Consider the following 13,290-nt stretch of genomic DNA (forward strand, 5'->3'; position numbering starts at 1 on the left):
ATCTCGCTATAATTCCCGCATTTGGAGAGGATGGCGACCTGGTGGCGTCTGCGGACTTCAAATCCGATAGGAGGGCGGTTGACCGTTTTCCGGGGGGTTCGATTCCCTCCCTCTCTCGCCAAATTCTTTCATAAAATTTCACTTTTACGATTCTTGATCTCTAGCGCTTTGCGAATTTATTTCAAGTTTTAGCTCTAAATTTATCCATTATTAAACAGAGGCGGGTAGCATTGCTCGTTAACTTTTCTTGAAGGAGCGAGTATGAAATACGTATTGGGCGCTGCGCTTGCGGCGTTGATTTTTGCAGGATGCGGCGATAACGATGTGGAGCTTGTCAAAAACTACACCCTGCCCGATTTTAAATCTATGAGTATCGGCGCGGCGATCGAGGGTTCAAAAATCTGTAAAAATATCACGTGGAGCAAAGAGGAAAACGACGGATTAAAGACGGTTAAGATGGTCTGCGATGTGGATGTAGAGCAGAGGCTTAAATCATATAAACAAGAGATGTTGGACTCGTCTTTAAAAAGGGTTATGACTTTTTATGAGGGCAAGGCTTACGACGCGCAGGGTTTGCTTAAGCTGGCAAAGGAATACTGCAAGTTAAACGAAGTCAAATTTCAAGAAGCGCTTAAAACCAAAGGCAAAATAGAATTTGAAGAAGAATGGAAGTCGGTCGATTGCGACGACAAATTAAAAGGGGAGATACTAAAAGAAAGCAATACCGAAATCTACATAGACTCTATTGTGGAGCGCTTAAAAGCAGCCGCTTATTACTCGCAAATAACGGCAGAGCAATTGGACGCAAGCTTCGGACATAAAGAAGGCGGATCATCAAAGCTTGCTATCGAGCTAAATTTTATCGTAAATGCTGATAAAAGCGTAAGTCTGTCCGATAAATTTAAACTCATCACGAACGGCAAAGAAGATCCCGTAAATAAAATGAAGTCAAAAGATGTTATAGCGGGCTTCTACGAAAGACAATAAGCGCCCTATCTCGCGGCTAAATTTGATGAAATTTTAAAATTTAGCCGCCTTTTTTGTATCAAAATTTCATTCAAAATTTCAGGCGTGATTTTAAATTTAAAGCGCGACGGAAGTAGCTTCGCCCGCCGCGCCGTGAAATTTTACGCCGAAGGTAGGTTTATTTATCGTGTCCTTGCAGATACGCAATCGCGCTAAGTGCGGCAACCGCACCGTCGCCCGCCGCGCAGACGACCTGTTTAGGCGCATCCTGTCTCATATCGCCCGCCGCAAATAGCCCGTGCACGCTTGTTTGCATCTTTAAATTTACCGCGACCTGTCCGCCCGGTGTGACGTCGCAGATGAACTTGCCATCATCGCCCTTTAGTACCTCGTTTCGCACGTCAAGCCCCACGAATACGAAGATCCCAGGCAGCTGCAGCTCGCGCGTGGCGTCACTTGTTTTATCCTTGACTACGACGCCAGTTACCCCGCTTGCATCGCCCTTTATCTGCTCTACGAGCGTGTTTGTGATGAGCTCGATATTCTCACTTTCGCGCACCTTTTGCACGGTCGAAGGCGCAGCGCGAAACTCATCGCGACGGTGAATCAAATAGACTTTAGAGCAAATTTTAGCCAGATACAGCGCCTCCTCTAGCGCCGTATCGCCGCCGCCGAGGACGGCAACCTCTTTGCCCTTGTAAAAAAACCCGTCGCAGGTCGCGCAGGTACTGACGCCGCGACCGAAAAACTCATCCTCGCCCTCGATCCCCGCGCGGCGCGGAGTAGAGCCCGTAGCGACGATAACGGCACGCGCGCGTCGTGTTTGATCGCCCTCGAGATAGATCGTAAAATTTCCATCGCCGTCTTTTGAGACGCGCAGCACGCGCACCATCTCATGCTTTAAGCCAAAGCGGAAGCACTGCTCCTGCCAAGGCGCCATAAAGCTCATCCCGTCGGTTACCGCGGCGACGCCCGGATAGTTTTCCATCTCGGAGCTTGAAGTGATCTGCCCGCCGGGCATCCCCATCTCAAACATCACGACGTCCTTTAAACCGCCTCTTGTAGCATAAAGCCCTGCCGCTAGCCCCGCAGGACCGCCGCCGATAATTGCTAAATCTAACATTTTTTCTCCTTAATTATTTTATTAAGTAAAGCCGCAGGCGTTAAATTTACGAATTTAATTAATAAAACGATGAGTGGAAGAAAAAAGGGCGAAAGCCGCCCTTTTAAAATCTACAGAAGCGAGTTTAACTTGTCGGCTATGATCTGCTTAGATTGCGCGCCGATGAGCTGAGCTTTTAGCTCGCCGTCTTTGAAAAATAGTATCGTAGGGATCGAGCGAACGCCGAATTGCACCGCAAGATCCTGCGCTTCGTCGGTATTTACTTTGCAAATTTTAGCCTTGCCCTCGTAATCGTTCGCAAGCTCCTCGATGATCGGGGCGATCATACGGCACGGCCCGCACCAAGGTGCCCAAAAATCGACTAGCGCGACACCCTCTTTAATAACGTCGAAATTCTCCGAAGTAAGCTCTATATACTTTCCCATAATGTTCTCCTTGTGTTAAAATTCCGCGAATTATAGTTTATTATCTTAAATAAATAATAAAAATTCTAATTTAAAAAGATATGTTGGCGATAAATTTTATCTGCTTTGGATAAACTTCCACGACGTCGATCTGCCACGGCTCGTCCGTATCACAGCTCATCAGATAAAATTCCGCCGCCTTTAAAATTTTAGCCATCTTAGCGCCCGTCACGCGCTCTGCGGCGTCATAATCGCCGCTCGTAGCCTTCACCTCTATAAAGTGCAAAATACCGTCTTTACGCGCGACGATGTCGATCTCGCCGAAGCGGCAGCGGAAATTTCGTTTTAAAATTTCAAATCCTTCGCCGCGTAAAAATTCCGCCGCACGGTCCTCGCAGGCAAAGCCGAAAATGTATTCTTTTAAGCTCAACTTAGCTTTCGATCCTGATCATAAAAGGCTTCTGCGTGATGAAATTTTCACCGCCGATCACGCTTATGGCGCGCTTTATGTCCTTCTCGCAGCACGTATGCGTCGTGAAAAACAGCGTCACCTCCTCATCCGTTTTGAGCTTAGGCTTTTGCAAAAAGCTGTCGATCGAAAGATCGTTTAAGCTCATAATGTTCGTAAGCTTCGCAAGTACGCCTTTCTCGTCGCGCACGCGCAGCCTAAAATAATACTTCGTGCGGATCTGCTCGCTAGGCAAAATTTGCATAAAATTTTCGCTCGGCAAAATTTTATAGCCGAGCATCGGATTTTTGTTATCGCGCGCAATATCGATGAGATCGCTTATAACCGCACTTGCCGTAGCGCTGCCGCCCGCGCCCGGTCCGTAATACATACTCTCGCCGACGCAGTCTCCGTAGATGCTCACGCCGTTCATTACGCCATCGACTTTTGAGAGCATTTGATCCTTTGAAATGAGCGCAGGATGGACGCGCAGCTCGACTTTGTTGTCGCTCGCGCGCTTAGCTACCGCAAGCAGCTTGATTATGAAGTCAAATTCGCGCGCAAAATAGATATCCTCCTGCGTGATCTCCTCGATCCCCTCGATTAGGATATCTTCGGGGTCTCCGTGCACGCCGTATGCGATGCTAGCTAATATCAAGAGCTTATGCGCCGCGTCGAATCCGCCGATGTCAAAGCTAGGATCGGCTTCGGCGTAACCGAGCTCTTGAGCTCGCTTTAGCGCGTCCTCAAATTTCTCATTTTTTTGCATCATATTCGTAAGGATGAAGTTGCTCGTGCCGTTTACAATGCCGATTATTTTTTCGATACGATTGGCGCTTAGCCCCTCGCGCAGGGTTTTGATGATCGGAATTCCGCCCGCCACGCTCGCCTCAAAGCCAAAAGGCGTATCGCCCGCTAGAGCCTGGAGCTTGTAGCGATGATAAGCCAAAAGCGCCTTATTTGCGGTAACGACCGCCTTTTTGCGCTTTAAAATTTCACTTACGATCTCATAGGGCTTTTCTACCCCGCCCATAAGCTCTACAAAAACGTCGATGTCGTCGCGCTCGATAATGCTTTTTGCGTCGCTGCTAAGCGGAATTTTCACGTCGCGCTTTTTGCTCGTATCGCGCACGAGCCCGATTACGGGCTCTATGCTAACGCCCGCGCGCGCAAGGATGATATCTTTGTTTTTTATCAAAATATTTGCAACTTCGCTACCTACGGTACCGACGCCTAAAATAGCTACTTTCATCAAATCTCTTTCAAATATTTTTTTATATTTCTAGCGGCCTGGCGGATCCTGTTTTCGTTTTCGATAAAAGCGATCCGCACATAATCGTCTCCCGCCGCGCCAAAGCCAACGCCCGGACTTACGGCGACGCGCGCTTTGGTAAGAAGTTGCTTGGAAAACTCCATACTCCTTAGATGAGCCGCCGCTGGCGGCAATTTCGCCCACGCAAACATCGACGCGCTAGGTTTAGCGATTACCCAGCCCGCATCCGCAAAAGCATCGATCAAAAAATTCCTACGCTTCTCATAGCTCGCGCGGATATCCTCTACGCACTCTTGCGGCCCGTCTAGCGCGATCGTTGCGGCTACTTGTATCGGCGTAAACATGCCGTAATCAAACCAAGATTTGATCTTTTTAAGCGCGGCGACGAGCTTTTTATTACCGCTAACAAAACCCACGCGCCAGCCCGCCATGTTGTAGGTTTTAGAGAGAGTGTATGCCTCGACTGCGACGTCTTTTGCGCCCTGAACCTCAAAGATCGAGGGCGTTTTGTAACCCTCAAAAGCGATCTCTGCGTAAGCGATATCGCTGATGATATAAAACCGCTCCTGTCGCGCCATCGCCACGAGCCGCTCGTAGAAGCTCTTTTGTACGACGACGGTGGTAGGGTTATGAGGGAAATTTACGATGACGTATTTTGGGCGCGGAATGCTCTCGTCGAAAGTTTTTTGCAGATCGATGAAAAATTTATTCTCGTTAAAATTTAAATTCTCATCATAGGCAAGCGGGATTTTAACGACGTTGCCGCCCGCGATGATGAAGGCTTGAGTATGGATCGGATACGCGGGATCGGGCACCACTGCGACATCACCCGAATTTACGATCGCGCTAGTTAGATGCACGAAGCCTTCCTTAGAGCCCATCACGGCGACGATCTCACTTTCTGGGTCCAAGATCACGCCGTATTTGCGCTTGTACCAATTCGCGCACGCAAGTCGCAGTTTGTAGATACCTTGACTTACGGAGTAGCCGTGCGTCTTGTCCTTTTGCGCGCTTTCGCAAAGCTTGTCGATTATATGCTGCGGCGTCCTGCCGTCGGGATTGCCCATCGAAAAATCGATTATATCCTCGCCGGCTCTGCGCGCCGCCATTTTTATGGCATTGACCTCGGCAAAAACGTAATTGGGCAAACGCTCGATTTTTGAAAAACGGATTTCGTCAAACATCTCAAACCTCTTATCTTAAAGTAATTTTCAAGCTTTATTTAAATTTAAAATTTTGCGCCTTAACGCCGCGATCTGCTCGCGCTGCACGGAGGCTAAAATTTCAAGCCTTAGCGTCGATGCGGCGGCGCTTTTTATATTGCTCGAGCAATTTAAACTTTTACCTCGCTAAAATTTTAAAACCGCGGGGGCATTGATTGTTTAAATTTAGAGCATCACGACCCTTTGCGGCGCTGTTTAAATTTACGTCCGATCAAAACGATAACGATTAAAGCTGCCGTTTTGCACGGCGCCGTGGACGACGCCTCTTAAATTTAACACTCAGGCGCCCACAACGCTTAAAATTTTATATACACCACTTGAAATTTTATCCAAGGCAGCGCATTTTAAAACTCTTTAAATTTACGCTCCTAGGTTTAATTTAGGTCGCACTCGCCGCAGAAAGCCAAAATTTTACTCTCGGTGGCGGCAAAAGCCCTACGAGCGAGAGCTTTACCACTTTTTGCCCTTGTTTAGGCGCAGAAACTCATCGGCTGAAATTTTAGTGATATTGCCATCTTTGACGTGGAATTTTTGAGTGTTTCTTTCGCTGAAAGTTACGTTGCCATCGGCTTTACCGAGCTCAAACATCCCGTGACCGGTAGAGATTAGTAGCTCCTCATCTCCTTGCGAAGCGACGACGTAAGGGGTATTGATGACCATCTCGCGCTTCTTGCCACTTTTTAGATCGATAATGCCTATCCACATCTTACCGCGCGGGCTAAGCACGATATCTTTGCTGGGTGCGGGCGCGCTTTGCGTGGCGTTTTCATCGGTAGAATTTTCCTCAGTCTTAATGCTCGCGCGTTCGATCCTAATAGAGCGGTCCAGCGCGTTTAGCGAGCTTAAATTTTCATCCGCAGCAGCGGCTGCATTAATATCCGATTTTAGTGCGAATTTTTCATCTGTAGCGTTGTGCGAAACGACGTCGATACCGATGTTTTCAAGCTTTTTTTGAGTGTTATTTACGATTGGAGCGTCCGAGTAGGTGGTTTTGTTTTGTTCCCATAAAAGCGAGCCCAAAAATTCGCCGAAGCTTTTATAAAGTCCGAAATAAAAGATTGCGCCTATGATTAATACCATCGCAAGCAGCCACATAAGCCAACCGCTGCCGCTTTTGTTAGGGCTAACCCTTTGACCATAAACCTGCTCGACTTTAGCCTTTTTAACGGGCGCGAAGCTCGCTTTGGCGCTCTCAAACTCGCTAAGCCAGTCCGATAGATCCAGCCCGAACTCGCGCTCTAAAATTTTAATATAGCCCCTAACGTTAAAATTCGCTAGCTTCTCGAAGTCTTTGTTGATGATGTATTCTAAATTTTGCGCGTCGATACGCGTCGTGCGCGCTATCTCGATCAGATCCATAGATTTTAATTTATCCAGATCGCTATTTTTTGGCTGCTGTGTTTGCTCCAGCTTCTCGGTTTGTTCCGCCTGCTCGTCCGTATTATTTAACTTCTCTTTTACTTCTTCCATTTAAAATTCCATCGCATAGTATCGCAAATGCCGCGCTTACGTTAAGCGAGTCCCAGCCTTCGCGCATCTTTATCGATACCGCGCAGTCGCATTTTTTAAGCGCCCTAGCAGGTATCCCCTCTTCTTCGTTCCCCATTACGAGTGCGTTTTTTGCGCCGAGCTTTAACTCCTTAAAGTTCGTCCCGTCCGCACTCGCGGCGTAAATTTCAAAGCCGCTTTGTTTAAGCTCGTTTAACACGCTAAGTCCGTCTGTAACCTTAACGACGTTTAGCTCATACGCCGCGCCCGAGCTTGCGCGCACTACGCCCGCCATATTTAGACTATTTGCGACGACGATCACGCTGTCCGCGCCCAAAGCATAGGCGCTACGCATTATCGCGCCGATGTTTCCGACGTCGGTAAGCCCGTAAAGGATCGGCACGAATTTATCGTCTTTGACGCTAGCTAGATCGCCGAAGCTAAACTCCTCCACCTCAGCCAAGAAGCCTTGATGGTTGCCGCTGCGAGCGAGGGCTTGAGCTTTTTTCGCATCGGCGCGCTCGATCTTTACACCGATCGCGGCGATCTTTTTAAAAATTTCTTTCTCGCACTCCTTAGCAAGGATGATGCGGATAAATTTCTGCGGATGCCGGTTTAAAAGGTGCAAAAACAGCTGCTTGCCGTAAATAATCATTTTGGGATTTTAGCGAAAAACGGTTAAAATATGACTTAGCGTATCAAATTTTTATATATTTCTTTGGCGGGTTCGCCGTTTATTTTTGAGAGTAGTTTTGCTTTTATTTTCGGCGCGATCTCAAGCGAGAGAATATCTTCTTGCGTGATTTTTTCAAAGCTTTTCTCGCCTGCGCCGTCAATCACGACGCACCATTCGCCGTTTAAATTTGCGCTTTTCAGCTCCAGCAAGAGCTCCGCGGCGCTACCGAAAAATTTGGTTTCAAATTTTTTAGTAGCTTCTTTGATCGCAAAAATTTTGCGCTGTGCGTCGATCCCCGCGATCTGCTCAATTAGCTTTATCACGCGCTTTGGAGATTCGTAAAGTACGCATGGATATGGACTTTGCATTAAATTTAGGATCTGAGCTTTGCGCTGCGCGCCGTCATTATTCAAAAAACCTAAAAAGCTAAATTCTTTCTGCACCAGCCCGCTTGCGGCGGCTGCGAGTAGCAGAGCGTTTGCGCCGCTAAGCACTTCGTAAGGCACGCCGCTTCGTTGCGCAAATTTAACGAGCGCAATTCCAGGATCGCTGATGCAGGGCATGCCGGCGTCGCTTACGTATGCGCAAGCTTTTTCGCGCAAAAGCGCCGGATCAAGGCCCGCGAAAAACTCCGCTTCATTGTGCGTGTGCAGAGAGTAAAACTGTAAAATTTTAAATGAAATTTGAAATTTATCGGATAATAAGTTTAGAAGTTTTTTTGAAACCCTCGTATCCTCGCAGATTAGGATTTCGCAGCTTTGCAATACCTCAAGCGCGCGGCTCGAGATATCGCTTAGATTTCCTATCGGCGTAGGAATGAGATATAGCAACTATTTCATTCCGTATTTTTGCTTAAATTTCTCGACGCGGCCCGCGCTATCTACGATCTTCTCGCTGCCGGTGAAAAACGGATGGCAATTAGAGCAGATATCGACGCGGATCTCGGCCTTGTTCGAGCGCGTTTTAAAAGTATTGCCGCAAGCGCAGGTAACGGTCGTTTCGACAAAGTTAGGATGGATATCTTTTTTCATTTTTGATCCTTTTTGATGATTTTAAAAGGTTGCGATTATACAACTTTTTTATCTAAAAAGCAAATTTAAAGGGTTTTTTAAAACTCTCGGCGAAGTGGGGAATTTTCTTCTCAAATATGCTTTTTGTATGCTTTTTAGACGCGAAATTTTAAAATTTAGCCCGATTTGCTGGTAAAAATTTTGATTTACCGCGACCTGCGGCGGCGTGCAAAATACAGCGTGCAAAGATGCGCCGCGGCAAATACGCGTCGCGCGTCAAGCCGCAGATAAACATAGCGGATCGCGCAGAGCAAATTTTAAATTACAAATTTTAAAGCGCATGATCTTTTTAAATTTTAAAATTTGCCGAGCGCTTAAAACATCAGCTTCGCGCAAGTTGCGATCAGCGCGGTGTTTGAGCGCAAAATATAGGGGCTATTAAGCGCATAGGCGTTTTTAAATTTCTCCCTTTCGCGCAGCGAAAATCCGCCCTCAGGGCCGATGAAGGCGATCTCATCGCCGCCGAAAATGTCGATGTTCTTGCCGCCAAAATCGATCAGACTTACGTTTTCATATCTTTGCGCTAGCTCGTCCGAGCCGCCCAAAACCTCGATCTGCATGATGGAATTTCGCCCGCATTGTTGAGATGAGTTGATCAAAATCCGCTCCATCCTCTGCGGATCGAGCCGCACGTTTTTCTGCGACAGATCGGCATAGACCAAAACAAGCCGCCAGACGCCCATCTCGTTTAGCGCAGGCAGGCTCTTTTCGATCACGGCGCTCTCGACGACCGCCCAAGCGACGCAAAAATCGTGTGGCGGCGTAAAAACCGAGCTTTTAAAAACTAAATTCAGAGCTGCGCCCTTGCGCGAAATTTCGGCGATCTCATATAGATAACTCGCCCCGTCCTTTAGATTTCGCACGTCTATGCGCTCGCCCGCCCTTGCTCGCCTCGCCTTTAGGTGCAAAAACTGATCATTCTGCAAAATCAGGCTCTGTTCGCCTGCAAACTTATCGTAAAAATATACCATCAAATAACGCTCGCTATCAAAATTATCGCTAAGTTTAGCCCCAAAATCACCCGCATTTTGCGCTGATACGGCGCAAAATTCTGGCTTAGATACGCGATTTTCAGCCGTTTGTACGATACCGCGCTAAGCGCGATCATCGCTAGCGATCCGACCGCCATAAAGTAAATTTTAAAGCTCAGATCAAAGCGCAGCACCGGCAGCATCACGCTTCCGCTAATTATCAGCGCCGCGAGAGTCGCATAATAGATCGGCAAAAACAGCCTGATGCGCCTAAGAAATCTAAGCCCTGATCTACTCTTTTGCTTTAAATTTTTAGCTTGCGGCGCGGAGGCGGCGGAATTTAAAGCCTCTTTGCGCGGACAAAATTCTGCCGCCGCATCGATCTTAAGCTGGGTAAAAATCAGATAAATTATCGTTAAAATCGCCGCAGCTAGCGCGAAAAATTTATGAAAACCCAGGGCGCTTTGATACAGATAATCCATCACTTCCGCCAGGGGGTTAAATTCGCAGGATAAAATTTTACGCGGCTAGAGCCGAAACGACCGAATTTTAACGCAAATTTTTTCGGCGCGAGATAAAGCAGACCTGCTCCGCGCCTTTGAAATTTTAAAAACCCTTCAAAGCGACCGCAGCTATTTATTGCGCCAAAATTTACCGCGTGCGCGTTCAACCCCGATTTCGCGCCGTATCTCTCGCGCCAAGAATGAAATTTCGCAGATAGAGCTTTATAGAATTTAAAATTTCTCTGCGCAGATCGCACGGACAAAAATGACGCTAAAATCGCGCTCGCACGCCGCATACAAACTACGCAAATTTTAAAAATTTTCAAATTTAGCCGCCGATTTTTCAACGCTCCGTCCTATTCGGTCACCGGAAGAGGCGGCATATCGGCATTTATATCGACTTTAGGCTCGCTAGGCGCGATAGGCACGTCCTTCGGCACCTCGCTATCTACCGGCGGCTTTTGCAAGGTGTCCTTTTTCTCATCGTTGCAACCGCCCAAGGCAAGCGCGCAGGCAAAGATCGCGCACGCGGCAAAAACGCGCACGAACCCCGCGCCAAATTTAAAGAAATTTCTCATCAGCAGTCCTTTGGATAGATGATTTTTTCGCCGCGCAGTAGCTTTTGCCAAAGCTCCGGCTGCCTCCACTCCTCGCGCACGGCGGGCGAGAATTCTATCTCATCCAGCGCGATCTCGCCCATCTGCGCGTTATAGGCATCCTCACGGAAGCACTGTGCGTAGCCGGTGGCCGTTTCGTGCACGATGACGCTGTGAAGCTTTACTTCGCGCTCGCCGTTTTGCATCTGAGTTAGGCTCAAAAGTCGGTCGATTAGAACGAAAAAAATTCTACAAAACTGTTCCGCGCTCGGATTTAGCGGTATCTGCACCCAGCGCGCGCTGTGTTTTTTCAGATCCGCGATGTAGCTGGCATCATCGCGCGCGTAGATCGTCGTGGCGTGATCGAAACTATCGATAAGCTCGCGGATACCGAGCTTCATATAGCCAAAGTCGTAAACCATCCCCGCTTCATCCAAAAAATTTGAGCTAAGCAAAATTTCGCATCTGTAGGAGTGGCCGTGAATGCTCGTGCGGCACCGCTTCGAGCCGCACAGGCGCACGATGTGAGCGTTTTCGAATTCGTATAATTTCCTGATTATCATACCCCGTCCTTCTCGCCCCAAATTCTAATATGCAGGCGATCAGAGTAATTATATCCGTTTTTTAGGCAAAAATCCACGCAAAATTGCGCGCCGTTTTCCAGCTCGCGACGATCTGTGCCGCGCGGCATGCAATAAACCTCGCTCTCGCACGCCGCTAAAATTTCTCTGATCTCGGGCTGCGCGTCAAACTCGGGCGAGACAACGAACTTGTAAAAGCTATCTTTTGCGTTTTGCTTTAAGCTTCGCAGCGCGGCGAAGTTTAACCTGCGTTCGCGCGGCTCGGCGGAGTTTGAAAGCTTAGGCGAGACCGCAAAGACGCAGCTTTTGTAGGCGGGAAATTTTTCAAAATCCACGAAAATCGTGCCGTTGGTTTCGAAGTGCACCGCGTGTCTGCACGCGAGCAGCTCGCAGACGAACTCGTAAAATAGCACCTCTTTATAGTGCAGTAGCGGCTCGCCGCCAGTGATAACGATGATGGGCTTTTGATAAAGCTTAGCGCTCTGCGGCGAGGCGGAGCTTTGCGACTTTAAATTTGAGGAATTTTTCGCCGCGGAATTTAAAGAATTTTCACTTGTTAAATTTAAAGAATTTTCTGCGCTCTTGCCTGGGCGGAGAAGTGTTTGCGCGGCGGCGGAATTTAACGTATCGCTTTCAGAAAAAGGCTCGGCGTCGCAAAAACCTAGCGCAGAGCACACGGGTGCGGAACAGGACGGATCTGATAAATTTGGAATTTTATTCAAAAGCTGCGCTAAATTTAAAATTTCTTCGTGTTCGAAGTGGTTTGCAAACACCGCGCGGATCGTATCGCAACCGCGCAAGATCTCGCCGGTCTTTGGCGAAATGCGCTCGCCGCCGAAGCCCTCGCAGCGCAGATTGCAGCCCGCAAAGCGAAAGAAATATGCGAGCCTGCCCGCATACTTGCCCTCGCCCTGGATACTTAAAAAGCTCTCTACGAGCCTCATCCGCCCGTCTCGTAAAATGCGCGGCTTGAAATTTCATTCGAAGCGTCCGTTTGCCAGCGATTTTTTTCGGGCTTATTCGCTAAAATTTTAGCCAAAATTTCGGCGGCTGCGGCGATGTCGCCCTCTTTGACCGCCTTTTTGATACTTAGCGCATCCTCGAAGTAAAGACACGGGATCAAAAGCCCCTCGGCGCTTAGTCTGATGCGGTTGCAACTCTCGCAAAAATCGTGCTTGTGCGGATCGATGATACCGAAGGTGTAGCCGTCCCCGAGCGCGTAAAGCGACGCGGGCGAGCTTTGCGATTTCGGCAGAGCGGTAAAGATAAATTTACGCCTTAAAATATCTAAAATTTCATTTGATTTTAATCCCGCAAGATCGCCGGCATGGGTGTTTTCCATAAATTCTATAAAGCGGATCTGACAATCCTTCTCGCGGGCAAATTCCAGCAAATAAATAAGCTCGTCGTCGTTGATCCCTTTTAGAGCGACGGTGTTTAGCTTGACTTTTAGTCCCGCTTCAAGTGCGGCGTCAAGGCCCTCCAGGACGTTATAAAGCACGCCGCGCTGAGCTATAAATTTAGCTCGCTCCGGTCGCAGCGAGTCAAGCGACATATTAATTCGCTTTAGCCCGGCGTCTTTCAGGGCGCGCGCGTAGTTTTTGAGATAATATCCGTTGGTAGTAAGCGCAAGATCGATACCCGGAGCGTAATCCGCGATCATCTTTATAAAATCCTCGATCCCCTTTCGCACCAGCGGTTCGCCGCCGGTGATACGGATCTTTTTTACGCCGCCGTCAATCGCAACTTTGACGAATAAAAACATCTCCTCAAAGCTTAAAATATTCTCTCGCGGCACCCAATTAAACGGCGTAGCAGGCATGCAATATCTGCATCTGAAATTACACCGCTGCGTAACCGAAATGCGCAAATAATCGATCGTTCGTCCAAATTTATCAATTAGCATATTTTGCCTTAATATCAATTTGCGGCGATTATATAAAAAACAAAGCGATTTTGCAAAATTTT

Annotated in this window: 16 protein-coding genes, 1 tRNA gene and 1 pseudogene; 2 read left to right on the plus strand and 16 right to left on the minus strand. The window is 48.0% G+C overall.

The annotated features are described in order from the left end of the window. Window positions 1-23: 23 nt before the first annotated feature. Together Q0323_RS01830 and Q0323_RS01835 are read left to right on the plus strand one after the other, a co-directional pair. Window positions 24-121, plus strand: a tRNA-Sec gene (locus Q0323_RS01830). Window positions 122-261: 140 nt separating this feature from the next. Further along, window positions 262-987: a hypothetical protein gene (locus Q0323_RS01835; protein ID WP_298050903.1), complete on the plus strand. Its 726-nt coding sequence runs from the start codon at window positions 262-264 to the stop codon at window positions 985-987. 157 nt (window positions 988-1,144) lie between these two features. Here Q0323_RS01835 and trxB read toward each other — a convergent pair whose 3' ends face one another. The 16 genes and pseudogenes from trxB to moaA all read right to left on the minus strand — a co-directional run bounded on the left by trxB (window position 1,145) and on the right by moaA (window position 13,228). Next, the gene (trxB, locus tag Q0323_RS01840) at window positions 1,145-2,089 is read right to left on the minus strand and encodes a thioredoxin-disulfide reductase (protein ID WP_298050905.1); all 945 of its coding nucleotides are present in this window, start codon (window positions 2,087-2,089) and stop codon (window positions 1,145-1,147) included. 110 nt (window positions 2,090-2,199) lie between these two features. Continuing rightward, a complete protein-coding gene (gene trxA / locus Q0323_RS01845; RefSeq protein ID WP_297881795.1) occupies window positions 2,200-2,514 on the minus strand; it encodes a thioredoxin in 315 nt (104 codons plus the stop codon). A gap of 70 nt (window positions 2,515-2,584) precedes the next feature. Continuing rightward, window positions 2,585-2,923, minus strand: a complete 339-nt coding sequence (locus Q0323_RS01850; protein ID WP_298050908.1) for a YraN family protein — start codon at window positions 2,921-2,923, stop codon at window positions 2,585-2,587. Window position 2,924: 1 nt separating this feature from the next. After that, entirely contained in the window at window positions 2,925-4,193 is a 1,269-nt protein-coding gene (locus Q0323_RS01855) for a homoserine dehydrogenase (protein ID WP_298050910.1), read from the minus strand. Next, on the minus strand, window positions 4,193-5,398 hold the full coding sequence (locus tag Q0323_RS01860; RefSeq protein ID WP_298050913.1) for an LL-diaminopimelate aminotransferase: 1,206 nt from the start codon (window positions 5,396-5,398) through the stop codon (window positions 4,193-4,195). Before Q0323_RS01860 ends, Q0323_RS01855 begins: the two co-directional genes overlap by 1 nt. A gap of 489 nt (window positions 5,399-5,887) precedes the next feature. Continuing rightward, window positions 5,888-6,907: a hypothetical protein gene (locus Q0323_RS01865; RefSeq protein WP_298050915.1), complete on the minus strand. Its 1,020-nt coding sequence runs from the start codon at window positions 6,905-6,907 to the stop codon at window positions 5,888-5,890. After that, window positions 6,879-7,580 carry a 23S rRNA (guanosine(2251)-2'-O)-methyltransferase RlmB gene (gene rlmB, locus Q0323_RS01870; RefSeq protein ID WP_298050917.1) on the minus strand — a complete coding sequence of 234 codons (702 nt, stop codon included), beginning with the start codon at window positions 7,578-7,580 and terminating at the stop codon, window positions 6,879-6,881. The genes Q0323_RS01865 and rlmB overlap by 29 nt, the downstream gene beginning before the upstream one ends. Before the next feature lie 35 nt (window positions 7,581-7,615). Then, complete coding sequence (gene rsmI, locus Q0323_RS01875; RefSeq protein WP_298050919.1) at window positions 7,616-8,431, minus strand: 16S rRNA (cytidine(1402)-2'-O)-methyltransferase; 816 nt, start codon at window positions 8,429-8,431, stop codon at window positions 7,616-7,618. Then, complete coding sequence (rpmE, locus tag Q0323_RS01880) at window positions 8,432-8,632, minus strand: 50S ribosomal protein L31 (RefSeq protein ID WP_005869728.1); 201 nt, start codon at window positions 8,630-8,632, stop codon at window positions 8,432-8,434. 353 nt (window positions 8,633-8,985) lie between these two features. Continuing rightward, on the minus strand, window positions 8,986-9,642 hold the full coding sequence (locus tag Q0323_RS01885) for a 16S rRNA (uracil(1498)-N(3))-methyltransferase (protein ID WP_298051020.1): 657 nt from the start codon (window positions 9,640-9,642) through the stop codon (window positions 8,986-8,988). Further along, window positions 9,642-10,124: a hypothetical protein gene (locus Q0323_RS01890; RefSeq protein WP_298050921.1), complete on the minus strand. Its 483-nt coding sequence runs from the start codon at window positions 10,122-10,124 to the stop codon at window positions 9,642-9,644. Before Q0323_RS01890 ends, Q0323_RS01885 begins: the two co-directional genes overlap by 1 nt. 377 nt (window positions 10,125-10,501) lie before the next feature. Beyond that, the gene (locus Q0323_RS01895) at window positions 10,502-10,723 is read right to left on the minus strand and encodes a hypothetical protein (RefSeq protein WP_298050924.1); all 222 of its coding nucleotides are present in this window, start codon (window positions 10,721-10,723) and stop codon (window positions 10,502-10,504) included. Next, window positions 10,723-11,304: a 6-carboxytetrahydropterin synthase gene (locus Q0323_RS01900; RefSeq protein ID WP_297893577.1), complete on the minus strand. Its 582-nt coding sequence runs from the start codon at window positions 11,302-11,304 to the stop codon at window positions 10,723-10,725. The genes Q0323_RS01895 and Q0323_RS01900 overlap by 1 nt, the downstream gene beginning before the upstream one ends. After that, window positions 11,301-11,999, minus strand: coding sequence for a 4Fe-4S cluster-binding domain-containing protein (locus Q0323_RS01905; protein ID WP_298051023.1), 699 nt, complete (start codon window positions 11,997-11,999; stop codon window positions 11,301-11,303). Before Q0323_RS01905 ends, Q0323_RS01900 begins: the two co-directional genes overlap by 4 nt. 33 nt (window positions 12,000-12,032) lie before the next feature. After that, window positions 12,033-12,266 (minus strand): annotated as a pseudogene (locus Q0323_RS01910) (7-carboxy-7-deazaguanine synthase QueE); the annotation flags it as partial. Further along, window positions 12,263-13,228 (minus strand): GTP 3',8-cyclase MoaA, encoded by a 966-nt coding sequence (gene moaA / locus Q0323_RS01915; RefSeq protein ID WP_298050926.1) that lies wholly within the window; start codon window positions 13,226-13,228, stop codon window positions 12,263-12,265. The gene moaA and the pseudogene Q0323_RS01910, both read right to left, overlap by 4 nt. Between the last annotated feature and the right edge of the window lie 62 nt (window positions 13,229-13,290).

This window comes from uncultured Campylobacter sp. (genome assembly GCF_938030145.1).
Lineage (GTDB): Bacteria > Campylobacterota > Campylobacteria > Campylobacterales > Campylobacteraceae > Campylobacter_B.